The organism is Variovorax sp. ZS18.2.2 (assembly GCF_024701975.1).
Lineage (GTDB): Bacteria > Pseudomonadota > Gammaproteobacteria > Burkholderiales > Burkholderiaceae_C > Variovorax.
Map to the genome: position 1 here is coordinate 1 of NZ_JANLNM010000010.1, position 21,607 is coordinate 21,607.

The window sequence follows — 21,607 nt, forward strand, 5'->3', positions numbered from 1 at the left end:
TGCTGCGGTCGGTGACCAGCGTATCGAGCCCTTCGGATTCGTAGACGCGGATGTAGTCGCCATCGACCGCGAGGAAGTCGCGCACGGTGTCGCGCCCCGGCAGATCGACGCGCACATCGCGGATCAGGGGATGTGCATTGGTCGCCTGCAGGATGGAGGTGACCGCGCCGCCCAGCTCGTCCGCATGGCTGAAGCTGGCCTTGAACTCGGTGAACCTGCCCGACAGCGAGGTCTCCATGACCCAACGCCCGGTCTTGCTGGTGGCGGCGGCGATGTCGCCGAAGTTCAGGAGCAGGGTGTTCTGCGCGGGCGCGTCGTCGACGTAGCTGCTCGTGAGCTGGAAGTTGATCAACAGGCCTTGCTTGTTCTCGATGATCTTGGGCTGGGCCGAATCGATCTTGAGGTTGCGCGCGGCCGCCTGCCCGTTGTTCTTGACGCGCACGCCCAGCGTGAAGGGCACCACGGGTTCGATCTCGGCCGTGAGCGGATCGTCGGCCTCGACTTCGCGGGGCAGGAAGTAGTCGAGCGTGAGCAGCGGCAGAGGTTTGACGGTGACGACGTCGGGCGAGACCTCCAGGGTCTGGTCTTCACCGGCGTAGCGGTACTTGAGCGTGGCGCCCACGAGGTACTTCTTGCCTGCGGGTGTGAGGCCTGCCGAGCCGGGGGCCGGGATGATCAGCCAGTTGATGACGGCAGAGGTGGCCGGGCTGATGGTGCCGGTGCCGGTGACGTCCGCAATGCCCTGCTTGTTGGAGACGCGGATGAAGAACTTTGCGCCGCTGGCGTTGGGGTCTTCGGTGACGGAGACGGGCCTGCCGTTCTCCTCCATGACCTTGACCACCACCGAGACGTTGGAGATCACGCCACTGTCAGTGGTGTTGTTGATCTTCATCTCGGCGTCGAACGCCTGGCGCTCTAGGGTGAGCTGCTGCTTGATCTGGATCTTGACGCTGGCGCAGACGGTTTCCTGGGCGACGGCGGGCATCGCCAGAGCGAGCAGTATCCCTACACCCACGCCGAATCGCCAAATCATATTTCTCCTCATTTCTCGCTCGACGATTTATTTTTCAATCTAAATTACCCCTGCACACTTTCCATTAAATTCAACCAACCCACCAAACATGGAACAACAAAGCAATCACCCCCGCAATTGATAAAACAAAAACGGCGCGAGCCAGATTTATCAGACTTCGCTCCTCAGCGATCTCAGGGGATAAAAACAACCACCTCACATAAGCTGGCTCCAACAGCCCGAGCCAATCACTTTTACCCCTCTTATCCAACACGCCTTTCATGAAGTGCGATAGATAAATTGGAATCAAACAATAACCAACAACTATGAAATACATAGCATATTGATGGCTGCCTTTTATAGAAAAACAAATAACAAAACCCGACACCACAGCCACATATACAAAAAATGCAATCCAGCAAATCAGATTTTTCCTTTTGTCAAACATAGCGCCTCTGGTCCTTGACGATAAACCTGCGCAGATTCGTCCGAACAGATTTCCCTTCATTCCTTGCTCCCTGATTCACTTTTTCATTGATGAATTGCGTGCTCGAAGCTGCATCGATTGGCGAAATCCGCCGCAGCATCCATTATTCTTTACGCGATCAACAAACTCCGGATCCAGCCGGAATGTTTTTTCTTCATGTCCAAATCGGGCAAGAACCAGTCCCTCACTGTCCAGCAATTCAAGGATTTCCCCCTCGCCATATCCATTTTTATGAAACACCGCATCCCCAACTCGAACTAAACCCAACTCGCCTATATAGACCCCAACAAGACCCGACAACCCTGAATCCTGCTCAGACCCAAATTCTTTGCCAAATTCAAGCCAGAGTTTTGGCAGTTTCTTTTCCAGCAATTCTGCCGTCAATGGCCCATCGGGCTCCTCGTAATTTTCACCAAGAAATTCCTCCAGAGACAATGACCTTTCCACCTCGCGCGATGGAGGTGCCCAGGCACCAAGCTCACTCAAATTCTCGCAATAAGGCTTATTTATATTGAAGTTTTTGGCAACCAGTCGATCGTACAGTTCATCGGTACGTGTTATTGCGGCTTCAACGATTTCCAGACCGCACCATATCAACCAGTTTCTGAAGTCCGAAAAAGAGTCGTCTCCCAATTTTCTTCCGTGAATTAATGATCCGGCCAGATAAATGATCGTTCGGTCCAGGCGGTGAGCGACTCTCAGATACGAAGCTCCAATCTCAGCACGTTCAGGCTCTGAAATCTCAATGGAATCTATTTCCAGTGCTTGGCAAACGGGAAACTTCTTTTTTATTTGCTCCAGCCAGGGCCAGATACCCTCACTCTTGATATTCGATTCAATTGTTGACATGGTTTGCATATTTTAAATCCACACGCTCGGCATTTTTTGTATCGCATCGACGGACATGCACACCACGAATTAACATTTCGCATGATCGAGATTGCCAAGAGGTTCGAGTCAAAAAGTTATCGATTGATATTTTATTTAGCCTTTTGGCATCGGCTCTCTCTGTATCCAGAATAACTTCCCCATGCCGTGCGAAGGTGGTCTCTAAGATTATTCATTTGAATTTTCGCCGCCATCGATTCAAATTGATCCTGATTCACAAAACAACTCATTGAAAATGCAAGGGAAGCGGAGTAAAAAATCTTTTCATTCTCCGACCTCAAAATTTCCTCAAACACCTTCACATCAGCATGCTCCCCTGCCAAACCCAATAAAACCACCGCTGAATTGATCAAATCCACATCGCTCGACTTCACAAAACCTCTCGCGTATGAAACATAGGGCTGCACGGGCCCATCGATTCTTCCATTGTTCCAAAGCTGAACTAAAAAATCCGCCAACATCAGGCGTACGCGAGGCCGCATAAGAAATTCTTGTGCGGCAGGATTTTCGACTCCCTTCAACTCCCAAAATTGCTGAAGCTTCTCATTCATCAATCCAGTGGTATTGGTTTTTTTTAGCTCGTTCAGCAGACCTACAACCCCGTCTTCATCCGATTTGGCTATCAGCGATATTAATTTCTCGACAGCATCTCCGGTTTGATTTTCTTTGTACGCTGCGCCCGTATTTTTTGAACCATCCCTAAGACTTTGAGGGTCGGCGCTCTGATGGCAGGCTGTCAAAACCACTGAAATGCACAAGCCAATAGTTTTTGCGCGCATGATCGTCCGTTTTCAAAAAGGATTGCTGATCTCGATAATTCGCTCTACGAATCTTTCTTTTATTCCAGATATCGATTTCAGGGTTTGTATGGTTTCAATTTTCTCCTCTCTCTCCACAAATGTTTTCTCTTCACGACCACATTCCTCTATCCAAGTGCAGGCCACAACAAATTTCTGATACACATCGGTCATGTTATATACAGTTTGCCTATAGTACTCATACTCATCAATTACGAAGTACGCATCAAGCCCGGGCTTGATAGGTTTGTTTTTGGGAGATCGTGGATCAATATCTGGACCGAACTGAACCCCCTTTACAATAACTCCTGGTTTGTACAACGTAAAAAGAACGTCCTCCTCAGTGAGGTCATAATTTCTATATCTTTTTGGCCCAAGAATATTTTCAATGCATGGGCCTTTTAACGTTCTCAAACCTGTAGGGTCATATGCAATCAAAGGGTTTGACGCAGCATAATTAAAGAAATTGAGCCCCGCCCCCACACCTAAGGGATCGCTTGATATGTAACGCCCTTGCAGCGGGTCGTAGCTTCTAAACCAGTTGTAATGCAGCCCGGTCTCTTCATCAAAGTATTGCCCTGGCAGTCTTAAATTAGAAATAACAATAGGGTTTTCTTGCGTGGCGGCTGGCGTGATCACAGCAACTTGGCCAAAGGCGTTGTAGCTGGCTGCCCATAGCACATTTCCTGCTTTGTCATTAGCCTGAATTGGCGTCTCCAAGTGATTGTGCTGGTAATAGGCGACCGCGTCTTGGTTATTGGTGTTTCTGGTCTTAATGAACAGAGTACCTGTAGTGAATTCACTGTCAGGTCTGGGACCATACTGTGTAGTGATTGCCGGTGCGTCGATCGCATTCACGCTCCCATCGGTGCTCAAGCTAATCGACTGCGTGGCCTCGGCAATGAGCCCTTCATCGCTGTACAAAAAATATATACGACGAGCCTGACTCAGCAAATTACCTGCTCTGTCGCGATGCTGTTCCTTCCACGTGCGCCGGCTCATTGGGTCGTAACCGTAACGCGCGACAAGATTTTTCGACCCGTCACGCACTTCGATCAATCGGTTGTCGCTGTCGTAGATGAAGTTCGTGGTCCGAGTAGCTTCGATTTTTTTCACCTGATTGCCGTTGGCGTCATATTCATAACTCACCAAACTGGCGCCGTTTGTATTGGGTCTCTGAAGAAGCCGGTTATTGGCATCGTATTTCCAAGCCCCATCGCCAGTCGTGCTGTGACTTGTTCGATTGGCCAAGGCGTCGAGTACAAAAGTCTCGGTGTCGGTCAAAAGCCCCCCACTGTTGGACTTGACTTGAGTGAGCCGCAGTTCGTCGTCATAGCTGTAGCTGGCATCCTGGGTTCGGCTCAAGCCTGAAGCGCTATCACTGCGCTTGGCGCTTTGAATTTCCTGAAATTTGCCGTACGTATTGGTCAGACTCAGGACAGTCTGTTGACCCGGAGTGCGGGCCTTCAGGTCCTTCAGGTTCAACAATCCATCCCAGGTCTTTTCCTGTGTCCCGCCCCCCGGCAAGGTGATCTTGGCTGGCGCAATCCACTTGAATTGGTTGACACTGATCGTGCCTTCGCCAGGTATCTTCACGGTCTCCAACTCGCCGTGCTGGCTATAGCCATAGTCGATAGCGCTGCCATCCGCCCAATTCAGTTGAGTTTTCTTGCCCGCGAGGCTGTACTCGTAGCCATAACTTAGGGCGTAGCTTTCGCCAGCGGGGTTGGGATAACTGACGGTCTCTCGGATCTTTCGGCCGGCGTCGTCGTAGCCAAGAGTCGCGGTGGTGGTTTGCTGGCCTATCGGACGCGTTGCGTCCGTATCGCTCCAGCCAGTGAGATGGTTATCCGCGTCCCAAGTAAAACTGACGATGCGGATGACGCTACCGGCCTTGATTTGCTGCACCTTGGTGATGCGGTTGGCCGCATCGTAGATGTATTGCTTCTTTGTCCCGGCCGGATCAGTGCGCTCGCTAAGGTTGCCTGCGTCATCGTACCGATAGGTCGTGCTCTGGCCCAAAGGCAAGGTCTCAGTAGTCAGCCGGTTGGCGCGGTCATAGACGAACTTCGTTACGTTTCCCTTGGCATCAGTGAGCTGAATCAGGTTGCCGCGCGAGTCGTACGCAATCTGCGTCTTCGCACCCAAGGCATTGGTGGTTTCCACCCTCTGGCCCAGTGCGTCATATCGGTAACTGCGGGTCTTGCCGTTGGCGTCCTGCTCGCCGATGAGTTGCCCTTTTGCATCGTAGGTCTTGCCGTTGGTAGTCGTCTGCGTGCCTCCGGCGCCGGGATTAAGCACTGTCTCACTGGTTGGCCGTTCACGGCTGTCGTACTTGATCTGCTTTTTGAACGTGGGGTACTGAATCTCGGTGGGTGCCCCAAGACTCCCCAGTCCGCCTGCCGCAGTACCGTCGATGATCTGGTAACCGTAGCTGGTTACGTTGGCCAGCGCATCGGTCCCGCTGGTGATACGCCGGAAGGTGTCGTAGCCAATGACCGTAGCCCGACCGTCCTCATCGGTCTGACCAACCTGCAAGCCTTGCTTGTCATATGTCCGCTTTTGCTGACCGCCTACTTCGTTGGTTGTCTGGATGCGACGGTTCATGGCGTCGTAGGCCGCTTGGATCGCTTTTCCCTTTGCATCCGTGCTGCTTATGGGATTGTTGTTCTTGTCATAGTCGAAACTGCGTACGTGCCCCAAGGCATTGGTCACCTTGATGAGGTTGCCCTTCGCATCCGTCTCATAGCTACTCGCATTGCCCAATGGATCGGTGTATTTCGCCAACTTCCCCAGCCGGTTGTATACATAGCTACGACGACCGCCTTCCGGATCAATGGTCTGACTGATTTGACCGGCGGCGTCGTACACCAATTGCCAAGTGGCATCTGGTGTGAGGGAGCCATTGGCTTCCAGGCGCCCCTTGACCGTGATGCTTGACGGCCGGCCTGCCCCGTCTCGCTCGTATTCCGTCGCTCTTTGCTCGGCCAGACCAACCGCTTCGATCTTCTTGGTCAGGTTTCCCTTGGGGTCGTACTCGTAGCGCGTCTTGACTCCCAGTTCATCCGTCTCCTCGACAGGATTGAACGACTTCGCGTCATACGCCGTACTGACCTTGGCCCCATCCGGGTACTGGATCTGCGTGATCTGCTCGAACTCGTTTCTCGTGTACGTGGTGGCGAATCCCCGGGCGTTGGTCTGCGTCTCGGTCCTCGCGCTCGGATCCCGCTTGATCTCGGTCTCCATGCGCCCATTGACCTCGTACTTCACCAGATCGCCCGCGCGGTCATGGCTGTAGTCCTCGACCCTTCGCCCGGCCGTCGTCGCCGGCCCCTGTACCTTGCTATAGAAGAGCTTCTTGGTGCTGTCCCAGCTCGAGCTGTAGTCCGTGACGCCGCCATCGGCCGCCGTCACGCTCTTGACGCTCGTGCCCTCGGTGTCATAAGTCAGCTTGGTCTCCCCACCCCTGGGGTCGGTGGTCTTGGTCAACCGTTGCTTGCCGTCGTACGCGTAGGCAGTGGTGTTGCCCCGCACGTCGGTGACGCCCGTCATGCGACCCTGCGTGTCGTAGATGTAGGTCACGGTGCGCTGCGGCACGTCCAGGCTGTTGCTGCCCGCCGGCGGCCAGTCCTTGACCTTCTCCAAGTAACCCTTGGCGTCGTAGTGCAGCGTGATGATCACGTTGCCGCTGGTGGACACCCCTCCCGCCCCACCATCGACGATGCGCACGATCTGCCCGGCCGCATTGCGCTGCAGCCACACCGTGTTGTTGTTCTTGTCGCCGTAGCGGCTGATGCGCCCGTCGTCGTCGTACTCGGCCCAGTCGCCGGCCCTGTCGGACCAGCGCCAGCCGCTCGCAACGCTCGTCAGCCCCACGAAGCTCACGCTGCCGCCAACAATGGGCAAGGCAACAGGGGCGAGCTTCTGGATGGGTTGCTTTTGCAGCGTGAAGCGGTTCTTGAAGATGTAGGTGCCGCCCGCGCCCACGTACAAGGTGCTCTGGCGGCGATAGCCTTCGATGACTTCGCTGGAGTTGCCCACGGGGTTGCCGCCGATGCTCGCGCACCCGCTCGCAAAGCCCGTCGTGATCACCGTGTCCAGCGCCACGGCTGTCTGGTTGTAGCTGCGGTTGGCGGGCAAGTAGGTTTCAGGGGGCACCGCCAGCGCCGGAGTGCTGCCGCCGGCCGGAACCGTCACGCCATCGCCGGGCTGCCAGTCCTCGTCGACCCAGATCCAGCAGGTCGAGGGCGCGCTGCCCTGGCTGCCGTCGCTCATCCCGGGCGCACCGCCGCCGGTGTTCTGGGTCATGACGGGCTTGTAGCTGGCCGAGATACCGTCCCAATGGCGGTTGAAGCGCCAGCCGGTGCCGTTGAAGCTGCGCTTCCATTCGACCGGGCCAGCGGAGGTCTGCACGCTCAGGTCGACGACATCCGCGCTCAGGGTGCCGTTGGGAGGAGCGACCGTGACCTGGGCCAGCGCGGACACGGCGACGCCCATGGCCAGCATGGCGGCAAACCCTGCTGTACCCCATGCGCGATGCGCTTTCCCCCAAACGACACTTGCGATCTTCACTGTCCTGCTCCCTGCTGCTTTCTAGATCTGCCCTGCGTGCCGCTGCGAAGCGCCGCGACAAACTCCTCGGAATCGAATCCGTCCTTCATATGACGGCCCCTGACGATCAAATAGGGAACACCGTCGCCGCCCAGGCTGGCCAGGCGCGCCTGGCAACCATGGTCCCTGTCGATGTCGCATTGCTCGTACCTGAAGCCGTTCTGCTCCATCCACCTCTTGGCTTCGCGGCAGTTGGGGCACCAGTCGGCACTGAAGACGAAGATGTCGCCCGGCTGGGTTCCGGCCGCCAGGGCAGCAAGCTGCTCGGGGCTGTCGTCGCGGCCCAGGCGCGAAGCAATGCCGCGCACGCTCTCGCTTGTCCAGCCGCGCTGCTGCAGCTTCTGGTAGCCGACATAGCAGCCCGCGATCAACGCAAGAAGCAGCACCCACTTGAACCAGGCGAACCCACCGTCTCCCGACGCTGCGTGCATCTGCCTGTAGGGCCGCCGGTCCGCGGACTGCCGGGGCGCCCACGACGCATCGGCGGCTTTGTTGTAGGCCACGCCACAGCCGGGGCACTGCCAGACTGGCACGCTCGCGTTCTCGGGACGAACGAGCTGGCACTTGGGACAGATGGTTGGCATGAGCGTTTCCCTGCTACAGCTTGCAGTACGTCTTGCCGCCGGGCACGGCCACGCACTTCTTGCCCGGCAGCGGAATGGACGTGCTACCTCCACCGATGCCACCGCCGAAGCCGCCTCCGCCCCAGCCCCCACCGCCGCCGCCTCCGCCTCCGCCACCACCCGAAGGGCAACTGCTGCTGGAGTTGTTGAACCAGCTGGTGGACGTGCTGCCGTTGGACTGCTCCCCGTTCTTGCAGGTGAAGTCGTAGTTCACGCGCGTGGTGTTGCTGTAGCTGTAGCAGCCGCCCCCGCTCGCATTGCCCGCGTTGGCCGGTGTGTCCAGCGACTGCAGGGCCACGACCCGGTACGGGATGGTCACGCGCTGCTTGGCCTGCAGCTCGGTGGGCACCTCGACCAGGAATTCGTAGCGGAAGTTCGCGTCGCTCGCGGGCAGTTGCTGCTTGACGCCATCCGCACGGATCAAGCCGTGGTTGGTCAGCGAGAGCTCGCCGTAGAACACGTCGCCCGGGTTCATCTTGGGCAGGTTCACCGAACTCGGCTGCATCACCACCACCGCCGCCGGCACATCCGTCTCGAAGGTCGCATCGATGGTGATGTCGTAGCGGTCCTGGATCGTGACCTCGCGCACGCTCCACTCCACCGTGATGAGGTTGTAGTTCAGGAAGATCGGCTGGGTGAGCGTGATGCCCGGCTTGATCTGCAGCCGCCCTGCCACTTCCTGGTGGTTGTTGGCGCGCGCGCGATAGGTGTAGCGCCCGGCCGGGATGTCCTGGAAGTAGGCCTCGCCCAAGGCGTCGGTGGTGCCCTGGTGGCTCACGCTCGCGACGTCCTCGTTCTGCAGTGTGATGTTCGCGCCGGCCAGGCCCGGGATCAGGCGGCCCTGCTTGTCCAGCGTGGCGGTGTAGATGTCGCTCGCGCGGAACAGCACGTTCCCCTTGCCGCTTTGCGTGACGCTCGCATAGATGTTCAGGCTCTGCGCGGGCACGTTGGTGCCCTGCACGTTCAGGCGGAACTCGTACACGCCCTCCTGCAGGCCCGTGGGCGGCTTGAAGGCGATGTCCACGGTGCGCTTCTCGCCCACGGCCAGGTTGCCGTCGGCGTTGCTGGAGAGGTTGACCCAGCTTGGTACTGCCCCGCCATCGGGTTTGGTCAGCGTGAAGGCTAGGGCGAGCGCATCCTGCGTGCCCTTGTTCTGCACGGTCACGCTCTCGATCTGGTTGGCGCCTTGCGACATGCCGGTCTCGATCAAGCTGGGCGTGCTCACCAGATACGCCTTGGCCTCGCTCAGTGCGTAGTTGATGCGCACCAGACCGATGGGCGCACCGGCGCCTTGCGGGCGCTCATCGCTGTACACGCTCAGGATGACGCTGCCCGAGGCCAATGCTTCGTTGCTGGCGCTGAAGACGACGGGGATGTTGACCTGGGCGCGCTCGCCGATGCTCGCCGGCGGAGGCAGCTGCAGGTTGATGCCGACGGGCAGCTGCCCGGTGGGCTGGGCGCTGGCCTCCAGCACGAAGCGCATGTTCGTAGCGGTGGTGCCGGCGCCCGAGCGGGCGACGAAGGGCACGGGGTAGCTGTAGTTGCGCGGCACATCGACCTTGAACGGCGTGGGGCCGAAGGTGACGCGGTTGATGGTGAAGCTGCGCTGCTCGGGGCGGTCGGTCAGGTCCGGATGGATGGCGCTGATCTTGTAGAGGCCGGCGTCGGTCGCCGTGGGCTGGAAGGTGTAGGTGAACGCACCACTGGCATCGGTGAGCACGCTGAAGACGCGCTCGAAGCCCTGCTGGTTGAAGACGAGCTTCAGGCGCGTGTTGGGCAGTGCCTGGTTGCTGCCGGACGGGTTGCTTGCGCGTGCCAGCGCGCGGCCGGTGATAACGATGTCCTGGTCGCCGAAGGAGCTCAGCGGCGTGACGTTGGTGATCTCGCCCACGTAGGCGGTGTCCATGAGGGAGACGGCCTTCTCGCTGCCGCGCCCGGCGATGACGACCTGGTCGTCCTGGCCGCTGTGGTAGCGCATCTTGTCCACTTCCAGCTTCACGCGGATGCTGTTGGGGCTGGAGCCGGGCACGGCCAGCTCGAACTGGTCGGAGGTGTAGCTGGCGCCGGCCGGGATGCGCGCGACGGTCTGGCCGTTGGTGAGGGTGACGACGTTGGCGCCCACGGCTTGCTTGTAGGGCTGGGTGGCCAGCACGTTGCCGTCGGCGTCCAGGATCTTGAAGCGCAGTTCGTTCGAGGGATTGCTGCCGCCGGCGGTGGCGGTGAGGAACTCCACCTCGACCTCGGAGGTGTTCTCGATGGTCAGGCGCACCTTGCCGGTGGCGCCGCGCGTGAACTCGCCGGTGGACATGCCCACGACGAGGGCGCTGTCGCCCACTTCGAGCGTCTGGTTGCGCGCGATCTTGACGGTTTCGCCTTCGTTGGGGCTGCTCTCCAGGCCAACCTGGGCCTGGGCCTGGCCGGGCAGGTCGGCATAGCCGCCGACGACGACGCTCACCAGCTGGGTTTGGTTGCTGCCCAGGTCGAAGGGCTCGGACTTGTGGTCGGCGAACTGGGTGGCATCGCGGTTGATGGGCAGGCGCACGACCACGCGGGCGTTGGTGACGGCGCTGGCGGAGGTGTTGACGACCTGGACCTGCACCTTGTTCATGATGCCGCGCTTGAGGGGCAGGCCCGAGACGATCTCGGTGCTGACAGCCGGCAACGTCAGGCTGCGTTTGATCTCCTTGTCGGCGCTGTCGACGCTGGCGACGGTGTAGCGGCGCTCGCCGCCGGAGAAGCCGCTGTCGCTGAAGGTGGTGGCCTTGATGAGACTCGGCGTGAGCTTGATCTGCTTGGCTTCGGGTCCGACGTACACGTTGTAGCCCGCGAGGCTGCCGTTGGGCGCCTTCCATGAGATGACGGGCAGGGCGTTGCCGATCTGCTCGACGCGCAGGTCGACCACGGGCAGCAGGCTCGCGTTGAGGTAGGCCGAGTTGGACACAGCCGACTCGTTGCCCGCGGCATCGACGGCGGTGACGACGTAGGCGCCCTGGCTCGGAGACGGTTGCGGGTCGTAGGTGATGGGGTTCTTCACGCGCGTCTTGAGCGGTGTGAGACCGGCCGCGCTGGTGATGCTGGTGCCGCTGGCGCGGTAGAGGTTGTAGTAGTCGACGGCGCTGGCGACGGGGGCCTGCCAGGTGGCCTTGATGCCTTGGCCGGTAAGCAGCAGCGCGAGGTTTTGCGGTGCGCCAGGGCCATTGGCAATGGTCGTGACGTCCACCGTGGCGCTCTGGCTGGAGACGGTTTCTTCGTCGTTGGACTTGCGGATCGATGCGACGGCGTAGGTGTAGCGGCCGTCGGCCGGTGTCTGATCGATATGGGTCGCGCCACTGGCGCGTGCGAGCGCCACCAGTGCCGTGTCGCTCGGACCCTTGCGGTAGACTTGGTAGGCGAAGGCTTCGTCCACGGCTTGCCAGGTGAGGGAGGCCTTGCCGCCGGGCAGGGCCTGGCCGGTGAGCAGCAGCGGTGCGCCGGCGGGCGGCAGCTTGCCCTGGTAGACCTGGAAGCGGTTGGCCGCGCTCACGCGGGTGGAGACGTTGTCCAGGTCGTCCTGCGCCTGGCTGCTGAAGCTCAGGATCTCGGGTGCGGCGAGACCTGCATCCTTGGGCAGCACGAAGCTGGCCTTCCAGGTGGTGGCGTCGACGGCGCTGAGGCCGGCAATCGGTGTGGCCTCGCGCTTGGGGCCGGACAAGAGGTACTTCACCTGCGGCGTGGCGCCGGACTTGGGGGCCTTGCTGAAGACGAAGGTGGCCTGCACGGTGGTTGCCGCGCCAACCTTGATGGGCGCGCCCGGGTTCAGCGTGATGGAAGACAGCGCCGGGCCTTCGGTGTCGATCTTGAGCGTGGCTCCGCCACCGATCTCGGTGCCGCGGTTGCCCACCGTGTCGCGCGCGGAGAACAGCGCGTTGGCCGTGCCCGAGGGCGTGTTGGCGTCCACGAAGAAGGCGCCCGTGTAGCTGGTCGCGCTGGCCTTGGTCAGCTCCAGCACGATCGGCGTGCCGCCCGCGGGCACCACCGCCAGATAAGGCGCCGTCTGCAGCTCTTCGCTGACCGTCAGTTGCACGTTGACCTTGCCCTGGCCTATGCGGCCGGACGCAGCGTCCACCTTGCCCAGTGGTTGGTACACCACCGAGACGGCCTTGGGGGCTGTGCCGTCGGCCAGCACCTGCACCTGGTCGGTCGGCACAGAGGGCGTGAACACGGCGTTGACCGCCACCAGCCGGTAGAACCATGCGCCGTCGGGCTTGGGCAGGTCTTCGTAGACGGTGCCGGTGATCGGCGATGTGTTCGCCTTGGTGGCCGCGCCGATGTCGGCGAAGGCACTGCGCGAGCGATAGAGGTCGTAGCCGATGGCGTTCGGATCAGTGGAGCGGGTCCACGTCAGCCGGACCTTGCCATCGACCAGTGCGCTCGCCGCCAGATTGCCCGGACTGGAGGGCACCGTGGCATCGAGCGTGACCGACACCGCGGCCGACGGGGCGCTCTTGCCGTAGGCATCGCTGGCGATCGCCTGCACCTTGTTGCCGCCGGAAACGAGCGTGACCGCACCGCTGAATGCGCCGTTGCTGGTGGTCAACAACGGGCCGGATGGCTGGCCATTGACCAGCAGCTGCACGCTGCTTCCGGCGGCAGAGGTGCCGGTCACAGGCAAGGTGGCGGTGCGCGTGGTCAGCCCCGTCTTGGGGCTGGTGATGACAGGCGCGTCGGGCGCCGCATGCGCGACGGTGATCTTGTAGCTGGCGGTGCCGACGTTGTTCAGCGAGTCGACCGCGCGCCATGCGAGCGCATGGCTGCCATTGGCAACGCCGGCAATGCTGAACGGCGCGCTGTACTGCCCGCCGGAACCCGTCGGGGTGGCGACGGTCTGGCCATCGAGCAGCAGCTCGACGCGGGCCACGCCGCTGCGGTCCGTCACTTCGGCGGTAACCACCGCATCGCGGGTCAGGGTGGCACCGTCGGTCAGTGCCGCGCCATCGAGCCGCACGTTGGCGATGGCGGGGCCGGCGGTGTCCGGTGCCGGTGGCGTTCTGGACACCGTTGCCACGCGCGATTGCTCGCTGCTGCGGCCGGCCTCGTCGGTGGCCACCACGCGCAATGTGTGGTCGCCGTTGGCGCTGTTGTCGGTGTTCCACGCGTAGCTGTAGCTGCCCGACGGCGAGATCGTCGTCTGCGTCGAAACCACCTGGCCGTCGAGATAGAACACCACCTTGACCAGGCCGCCCGCATCGGTGGCCGTGGCCTCGACCGCGATCGGCTTTGCCAGCACGCTGCCGGCCGCCGGGTTGTTGATGCTGACCACCGGCACCGCGCTGTCGATGAGCACGGTCGCGGTGTTGGTGGCCGCGGGGTTGGTGAGGTTGGCCGACACCACCGTGCCCGCGGCGTTGCGGAACTGCACGCCGATGGTCTTGCGGCCGTCGCCCGCCGATGCGGCGTAGTCGATGACGGCCTTGCCGCCCGTCAGCGGCACGAAGGTTGCCGCCGCGAACTCGCCGTTCTCGGCGATGCGGTATTCGGTGGCGTTCACGCACGCGAGTTCGAGCTGCAGCGTGTTGGTCGCGTAGAACGCCGCCGGCGCCACGAGTCGGATGCTCGGGCTGATCAGCGGCGCCTGGGCCAGATAGCTGCTGTAGTTGACGCCCGTCGACACGGCATCGCCCTGCCCTTTCGGATTGTTCGCGGCATCGCGCGGCCCGCTCGCATGGCCCCACCAGTTGCCCGTCGCCTGGATGACGGTGACCGGGGTCGCATTGGTGATCGCAAAGCTGGTGTTCTGCGAGAACTGCGTGGTCGTGACGTTCGGCACGCTGCCGCCGAGCGCTTCGATGCCAATGCCGTTGCGCAGGAAGCTGGAGCCGGCGATGGCGGGCTTGGCGCCATCGAGCAGGCGCAGGCCGACCGTGTTGTCGGTCAGCTGCATGAACTGCAGCGCCGGGCTCGCGCCGCGCACGGACAGGCCCGCGCCATAGCGCAGGGTAAGGCCGTTCAACGCCGGCTGGCCGAAAGCGGTCGATGTCTTCTCGATGCTGAGACCGCGCCAGCTGCCGGCAGCCGGCGTGCCGGCCGTGGGATTCGTCTGGCCGGCGGTCGTGTCGTCGTTGACGCTGGTGAGCGTGACGGCGGCGCCGGCGCTGAGCTTGTCGCGCACGACCAACTGGGCATCGGCGCCGAACTTGACGACGACGCCTTCGTCGAGGATCAGTTCGGCGGCATGCGCCACCGAGCCCAGCGACGGCGCGAGCATGGCCAGCGCCACGATGGCCGAGACCACGCGCTTGAAACGCGAACGCAGCGGCGGTGGCGTGTGCGAAAGTGCAAACGGCGGCGGCGGCGCAGTCCTGACGGAACGCGGCTCACCCGGCCGGTCACCGCTGACCGCACCACGCCCCACGCTCTCCTGCCACTGCCGTGCATCCGCCACTGTCGCTCCCTGGGTGTGGTTCTTGTTGTCGCTGGGGGGCGCGCGATCAGCCTGCGAGGCCGACCAGCTGCAGCACCGAGGCAGGCACGGTGTAGCGCTTGCCGCTGGCGGTGATCAGCTGCGCGGTGCTTTCCTGGCCCATCGACGCGACCAGTTCGACGCGCTCGACCTTTTCGTTCTCTGCAAAGCGTGAGAGCGATTCGGCCTGGGCGACGGTGACGGTGTAGCTGGTGATGGCCTGCAGGACGCTCGGGCCCTGGGGTAGCTTGACCTTGACGCTGGTCTTGCCGCTGGCCGCGGTGCCCGTGATGGCCGGGCTCAGCGTTTCCACCGCGATGCCGTAAGCAGGCACAACACGCAGCCTGATCGTGTTGCCGGTGGGCACATTGACCGTCTCGAAGTCCACCGCGACGTCGTCGGTGGTGGTGGCGGGCAGCGCGACATCGGCATTGCCGGTCGGGGCAGCGGGCACCTTGGTTCCGCCTACCGAAGCGATGCGGATCGAAGGGGGTTTTGCGACGGTGATGGGGCCGGGGACATCGCTTGTGTAGATCGGGGTGGAAGCGCCCGTATAGGTGATGCTGTCGCCTTCCAGGCGGATACGGCCCGCACTGCCCGCGGGGTAGTCGGCGGTGCAATAGTAGTAGCCGGTGTCTCCGTTGTTGTTCCAGCACCCCCCCGTTGCCACGAGAGTGCCCGCGCCCTTGATTGCCGTGGCAACAAGCTTGATGGCGCCACCTGAGCCCCCACCCCCATCCGAGTCATCAACTCCGCTCGGCACCACCAGATCACCGCCGTGGCCACCTGACGCGTTGATTGTTCCGGTGATGGTGAGCGTCCCGCTGGCAGCAATGAGAATTGCACCGCCCCCCCCACCGCCGCCGGAGCCTGGATAGATCGTATTTCCCTTGCCCCCACCGCCACCCGAACCACCGATCAACGGCACCAAGGCTGCGGAGCCATAAGCTTTCGCCACTTCAAAACGTTGATCGACTGACGTCGACGCGCAGCTGCCTTGACCACGGGACCCGCCGGCTCCAGCGAAGGCACCTCCACCGCCATACCGGTGGTAATAGGCTCCGCCGAAACAAGTGCCTTCCGCGCGCTCGTACCCCCCGATCCCACCGCCCGGCCCGAGGCCTGCGCCACCGCGAATCACCTCCGGCTGGGACTTGGCATCTTCCCTGCCGCCCCGCCCCCCGTCGAAGCCGCCGGGCCCGCCGAGCCCGGGCAGGCCGTCGTCCGCCTGATTCCCATCGCCCGCCGTCCCCGTGGCTTTGCCTGACCCACCGCGAATGTCGATGGTGCCGGTCACGGTGACATCGCCGCTGGCCAGCAGTTGCACCGGCGTATTCAGCGCGTTCTTCTTGAACGTCACGATGACGTCCTTCGGAATGTTGATCGACTTGTAGTTCAGGATCCCCGAAGGCGGCAACACGATTTCGGTCGATACCGCCGGGTTGAGTTCGCCATCGGCCCCGGTGCTGCCGCTGCTGAAGGCCGCATGCGCCATGCCGACGGATGCGAGCAGGGTCGATGCAAACAGGGCGCGGGCCACGATGCTCAATCGCAGCACCCGCTCGACGGTGAGGGCAGGGGTTTGGGTTTTTGAGTGCATGGTGGACTCCTTGGATAAATCGTTGAGCGCTGAATGAAGCGAAGAATCGGGACGAGACAGGTCGGGGAGAGCGCACACGGTGCGCCCTGGCAGCAGTGGGTTCCGGACGGTTTTCATGGCTTCTCCACACTCAGGGTGTTGCTGGTGGCGCTTTGTCCGCTCGTCATGCCGCCCGGGTAGACGAGCCGAACGATGCGCGGCCCGGTGGCGGCAGTTGGCGACAGGATCACGCGAAGGGTCAGCTTCTCGCCGAGCGAATCGCTGCTCCAGGCCAGCGCCAGGTCTTGCGACGTGATGTCCGCTGCCGGCTCGATGGCGATGCGCTGCACTTCCTTGAGGTTGCTGCCGCGGACCACCAGCGTGTAGGAGCGGCCCCGCGTCATCACGATGGGCTCGAACGAAGAGATCGAGGGCGCATCCAGCACGCGCAGTTGCAGCGAGGCATCCGTCAGCGTCGGGATGCGCGCACCGGTTGCGTCCAGCAGGTTGAACCGATGGTTGGCACTTGTCGCGCCGAGTTCGACCTTGAAAGGCACGCTCGCCTCCAGGCCCGCGGTATTGACCACAGGTTTGCCCAAGGTCACGCGGCCTTCCGCCGCAACGGGTGTGAGGCTCGCCGCGGTGGCACCTGCCAGCGCAAAGCCACTGACCACGAGCGTGCCGGAAGTCCCCTTGACCAAGCCGGGCGGGTTGATGGCCGTGACCACCGGCCCCACGACAACACCAACGGCGGGGGCATAAGCCTCGCGGACGAGCGGATCGACAGCCGGCGTACCGACCATCACCCCCACCAGCGCCGAGCTCACATCGTTGAAAGGCCCTTCGACCTTGCGCGCCACCTGCACCGTGTTCGCGGGAATCGACACCTCCGACGACTCGCCGGCGACCGTTTTCACCACCAGCACCCGCGGGCCTGTCTTGGCATCGGCGCTGGCCTGCGCGCTGACCAGCATCGACGTGCCGTCCGCATTGGCGACAGGCGTTCCCAGCGCGGTGATGCCTTGCGGCGGGACGAAGCGCACGCCCAGCACGTCGCGCAGGTTGCGGCCGCGCACGATGAGATCGACCCTAGGCCCGTCCGCCACCACGACCTGCGGTGTGACCGAGATGTCGACCACCGGCAGCTGCGCCGCCACGAGGAACTGCGACTTGGCCGACAGCAGGAACGGGACCACCGGATTGGCGGGATCGGAGGTCTTGAGCACAACGCGGCGCACCGTCTTGTCTGCCGCCGCATCGATGGCAACCGTGAAGCTCAGTTGCGTGCCCGCCGTGTTGGCCACGACCTTGCTGACGGTCAGGTTGTTCGCGGGAAGCATCTCGACAGCGGTCACGGACGACAGGCCCGTGCCCTGCACCACGACGTTCACGCTGGTCCCCACGCTGCCGGCCGCCGGCGTCATCTCGAACGCGCCCGAACCAACCACCAGCCCCACCAGCGGCGACGTCACCGGATCGACGCTTTGCCCGGAAGCCGCAGGCGCTTGGCCCACCATCACGCCCACCTGCGCCGAGATGACCGGCCCGACGGCCTGCTCTTGCGGAACGGAGATGGCGCCAACCTGCACGCCGACCATCGGCGAGCTCAGGTCGCGGTAGTTCGCACCGATCTCGCGTGCCACCTGGAAGGTGTTGCCCGGCGTCGGCGCAACAGACGATTCGCCGCCGGCCGTCGTGACGACAACGGTGCGCGGCCCGCTCTTTGCATCGGCATCGGTCTGGACCGTGATGTCGATCTGCGTGCCGTCCGCGTTCGCGACGGGCGCATCGATCGCCACGACGCCTTGCGGCGGTTCGAATCGCAGCGACTGGATGTCGCGCAGGTTTTGCCCACCCATGGAGAGCTTCACGGCCGACTGGCCCGCGGTCACGACGTTCGGGTTGACGAAATCGATGCGCGGCGCCGGTGCAGCCACCACGAACTGATCGCCGGTCGCCGTGGTGAACGGCACGCGCCCAGTGGCCGAGGACAGGATCACACGGCGCGTGGACTTTGTGGCAGCTGCGTCGATGACCACGCTGACGCTCAGGAGTTTGCCGTCGGCGCTGACGGACGGAATGCCGACCGTGAGGCCATCCGCCGGAACGAATTGCATCGCAGACACCGCGCCCAGCCCTTCACCCTCTACCTTCAGCGTGAGCGAAGTGCCGACCACCGCCGCCGCCGGCGTGAGCTGCTTGGCATAGGTGCCGAACGCAACGCCGACGAGAGGAGAGGCAAGACCGTCGACCGACTGGAGCAGCACCGGCTTCGTTTCGGTGCCGACCATCACGCCGACCAGCGCCGAAGCGACAGGCTCGTAGGCGAGCGTCACGGGCGGCTGGATCACGGCCACCGGCAGGGTCGCATTGGCCCAGGCCGAGCGCGCGACGACCACCTGGCTTTCGCCGACGTCCACGCCCTGCACCTGGAAATTCGCCGTCTTCGAGCCGGCCGGAACGACGACAACGCTCGGCTGCACCGTCGCAATGGCGGGTGCGGTCGATGTCAGGTTGAATTCGAGGCCACCCGCCGGCGCATTGAAAGGCAACTGCAGCGCGATGGTCTGCGAAGCGCCCGCGAACATCGATGCCGTTGCCGGGGCGAAAGCTGCCTTCGCCTGCACCACGTTGAGCGGCAGAACGTTCGACGTCAGGAAGGCCCCGGCCTTGAGCGGGTCGGGCGTGCGCAGGCGCACGCTGCGCGAGCCGGCGACCGATTGCTCGGGCAGCGCGGCCGTGAGTTGCGTCTCGGCGTTGTACGTGGTGGCGAGCGCCTGGCCGTCGAGTTCGACGACCGACGCTTTGGCGAAGAAGGTACCGGTGACAGTGAAGCTGCCCGCTCCCGCGGCGGTGAAGAAACTCGATGGATTGAGTGCGGTGATGCGCGGTTGATTGCGCTGCACGATCAACGCGTTGGTCCCGACCGCCTCGCCCGCGTCGGTCAGCAGCGTGAGGTCGGCACTGCCCGGGGTTGCGGTCAGCGCGGCCTCGACCTTCAGTTGAACCTTCGTGTCGCTGGCATCGGGAAGCACTTGCGTGGTGAGCCCGGCCAGCGACCATTTCGGCAAAACGGCACCGCTGAGGCGCTTGCCGGTGATCGACAGCGTCGCCGTCTCGCCCGCAAGAATGCTGCCGGGATTGACGGTGTCGATGGTCGGCGACGCGCCGACGGACAAAGTCCCCGAACGCACCAGGTACGGAATGCCTCGCAGGCCGAAGCGGGTGGTGCCCGTGACATCGCCGGACGGAACCACCACCGCATTCAATGTGTTGCCGGCCGCCTGGTTGCCCGAGCCGCTGAGGCTCGCCGTCAGATCGGCCGAGATGGCGGCCGCGGCATGATTGAAGAGGCGCACGTTGTCGAATGCCACCGCCGCGCCGGAAACCGACAGGCCTCGGCCATAGGCGATTTCAGTGTGCTGGATGGCGCTTCCGGTGGCGCCGGCTGCAAGCACCAGTTGCCCCCAGTCGCCGGCTGCCGGGTTGGCGCCCGAGCGCACCTTTTCCGACGTGAACTTGATCGGCCGGGCGGCTTCACCCTGGGCGAGCAACTTGCCGGATTCGATCCGGAGTTCGGCGCCTGCACCCATGTAGACAACCACGCCGGGATCGATCGTCAGGACCGCAGCGCCCTGCACGGTGACCACCCCGCTCACCACATAAGGGCTGGCGGCGAGTGTCCAGCGGGCAGAAGTCGAAATCGGCCCCGAAACCGCAGTTTGAGCGGAGACCGACGTCATACCCGCCAATACCGCACCCAATGCCAATAAAAAAACAAGCGCGCCTCTTCGCCAATTGCGAAGCACTCTCAGCGCTAAAAAAAGGCCCGGAATCAAAAAAACCTCGAGCGCAAACCGCTTGCACCGAAGATGGTCTTCGGGCAAATCATGGAAAGGCCTGTCTGCAATCGAACAAACGATTCAGACGTGGCAATCCAGCGCTGCGAAAGCAACGGGCTATGGCTCAAGGTATTCCCTCCCTGCTGATTCTTGTATCGTTCTTCAAGAGAACTTTTACGAAATCTAACAGCAGTAACCCCACCTGAAAATGATCGAAATGACCAAAAACGATATTAAAAGGGACACGCTTGCACAAATGATTTCCGACAGAAGGCTCCTCTCATCTTCCTGAAATCAATTGAATTGACGTGAATTAAATTTCACAAAAAATCAACTGGTAAATCAACCAGGATCAAGTCATCGATGGTTATTTCAGCAGGAGCTGGGTTTTCCAGAATGCGTGGCCGTTCAGATAGCGAATTGCTGTGCAACACATACGGCAGAGAAAATTCACGAAGCACCTGCTCGGGCAATCCGATCGTTATGTTTTGCTCAACCGATTGCACGGTGCAGCTGCCGTTGTTTGAACGCGTAGGTCGCCACAGGCGCCAAGCCATCGGATGACAGGCAGGCCGCCGTTTCGGTTCGGCACCTTTTCCCCCCGAGTGCCTACAAGCCCGACAGCTGCCCAGAAATGCAAAGAGCCAGACGCCTCACGGCGTCTGGCTCTTGTTCATGAATCCGGGAAAGTCGGCTTTATTTAGAACGGAATGTCGTCGTCCATGTCGTCGAAGCCCGACGACGACTTGGCCGGTGCCTGGCGCGGCGCAGCCGAAGGCGCCCGGGGTGCCGCAGCGGCAGCCGGAGCGCGGGGCGCGTAGCCACCACCGCCGCCACCACCGTTGCCACCCTGCGAGTAGCCACCGCCACCTCCGCCACCTTGCGAATACCCACCGTCGTCTTCCGGACCGCCCGACGGGCCGCCCTGGCCCTGGCGGCTGCCCAGCATCTGCATCTGGTCGGCGCGGATTTCGGTGGTGTATTTTTCGATGCCGTCCTTGTCGGTCCACTTGCGCGTGCGCAAGGAGCCTTCGACATACACCTGCGAGCCCTTGCGCAGGTACTGGCCGGCGATTTCGGCCAGGCGGCCGTTGAAGACGATGCGGTGCCATTCGGTGGCTTCGCGCATTTCGCCGCTTTGCTTGTCTTTCCAGCGATCGGTGGTGGCCACTGTGACGTTCGCGACCTGGTCGCCGCTCGGGAAGGTACGCATTTCGGGGTCGCGACCCAGATTGCCGACGACGATGACTTTATTGACCGATGCCATATGCACTGCCCCTGATAAGTAGATGAAGGAGGAGGAAGAGAACCGGAGATTGTGCCCGATGC

General features: G+C 62.1%; 11 protein-coding genes. All 11 read right to left on the reverse strand.

Features of this window, described 5'->3' with window-relative positions; translation table 11 throughout:
• Window positions 1-1,033 (reverse strand): hypothetical protein (locus tag NU688_RS28880; RefSeq protein ID WP_257864268.1); only part of this gene is annotated, 1,033 nt, incomplete at its 3' end.
• A 70-nt stretch (window positions 1,034-1,103) separates the two neighbouring features.
• Window positions 1,104-1,460: a hypothetical protein gene (locus tag NU688_RS28885; protein ID WP_257864269.1), complete on the reverse strand. Its 357-nt coding sequence runs from the start codon at window positions 1,458-1,460 to the stop codon at window positions 1,104-1,106.
• A 75-nt stretch (window positions 1,461-1,535) separates the two neighbouring features.
• Window positions 1,536-2,357, reverse strand: coding sequence for a DUF4240 domain-containing protein (locus NU688_RS28890; RefSeq protein ID WP_257864270.1), 822 nt, complete (start codon window positions 2,355-2,357; stop codon window positions 1,536-1,538).
• Between the two features lie 122 nt (window positions 2,358-2,479).
• A complete protein-coding gene (locus NU688_RS28895; RefSeq protein WP_257864271.1) occupies window positions 2,480-3,166 on the reverse strand; it encodes a hypothetical protein in 687 nt (228 codons plus the stop codon).
• A 12-nt stretch (window positions 3,167-3,178) separates the two neighbouring features.
• Window positions 3,179-7,756, reverse strand: coding sequence for an RHS repeat-associated core domain-containing protein (locus NU688_RS28900; protein WP_257864272.1), 4,578 nt, complete (start codon window positions 7,754-7,756; stop codon window positions 3,179-3,181).
• The gene (locus NU688_RS28905; protein WP_257864273.1) at window positions 7,753-8,379 is read right to left on the reverse strand and encodes a glutaredoxin domain-containing protein; all 627 of its coding nucleotides are present in this window, start codon (window positions 8,377-8,379) and stop codon (window positions 7,753-7,755) included. The genes NU688_RS28900 and NU688_RS28905 overlap by 4 nt, the downstream gene beginning before the upstream one ends.
• Before the next feature lie 13 nt (window positions 8,380-8,392).
• Window positions 8,393-14,839, reverse strand: a complete 6,447-nt coding sequence (locus NU688_RS28910; RefSeq protein WP_257864274.1) for an Ig-like domain-containing protein — start codon at window positions 14,837-14,839, stop codon at window positions 8,393-8,395.
• A gap of 46 nt (window positions 14,840-14,885) precedes the next feature.
• Entirely contained in the window at window positions 14,886-16,457 is a 1,572-nt protein-coding gene (locus NU688_RS28915) for a hypothetical protein (RefSeq protein ID WP_257864275.1), read from the reverse strand.
• Window positions 16,458-16,570: 113 nt separating this feature from the next.
• Entirely contained in the window at window positions 16,571-20,095 is a 3,525-nt protein-coding gene (locus NU688_RS28920) for a hypothetical protein (protein ID WP_257864276.1), read from the reverse strand.
• Between the two features lie 503 nt (window positions 20,096-20,598).
• Window positions 20,599-20,835 carry a hypothetical protein gene (locus NU688_RS28925; protein WP_257864277.1) on the reverse strand — a complete coding sequence of 79 codons (237 nt, stop codon included), beginning with the start codon at window positions 20,833-20,835 and terminating at the stop codon, window positions 20,599-20,601.
• A 143-nt stretch (window positions 20,836-20,978) separates the two neighbouring features.
• On the reverse strand, window positions 20,979-21,545 hold the full coding sequence (ssb, locus tag NU688_RS28930) for a single-stranded DNA-binding protein (RefSeq protein ID WP_257864278.1): 567 nt from the start codon (window positions 21,543-21,545) through the stop codon (window positions 20,979-20,981).
• Window positions 21,546-21,607 lie beyond the last annotated feature (62 nt).

Excerpts from the sequence above, each read along its gene's own strand:
- NU688_RS28885 (WP_257864269.1), bottom strand. The coding sequence starts at position 1,460 with ATGTTTGACAAAAGGAAAAATCTGATTTGCTGGATTGCATTTTTTGTA.
- NU688_RS28890 (WP_257864270.1), bottom strand. The coding sequence starts at position 2,357 with ATGCAAACCATGTCAACAATTGAATCGAATATCAAGAGTGAGGGTATC.
- NU688_RS28895 (WP_257864271.1), bottom strand. The coding sequence starts at position 3,166 with ATGCGCGCAAAAACTATTGGCTTGTGCATTTCAGTGGTTTTGACAGCC.
- NU688_RS28905 (WP_257864273.1), bottom strand. The coding sequence starts at position 8,379 with ATGCCAACCATCTGTCCCAAGTGCCAGCTCGTTCGTCCCGAGAACGCG.
- NU688_RS28915 (WP_257864275.1), bottom strand. The coding sequence starts at position 16,457 with ATGCACTCAAAAACCCAAACCCCTGCCCTCACCGTCGAGCGGGTGCTG.
- NU688_RS28925 (WP_257864277.1), bottom strand. The coding sequence starts at position 20,835 with ATGGCTTGGCGCCTGTGGCGACCTACGCGTTCAAACAACGGCAGCTGC.
- ssb (WP_257864278.1), bottom strand. The coding sequence starts at position 21,545 with ATGGCATCGGTCAATAAAGTCATCGTCGTCGGCAATCTGGGTCGCGAC.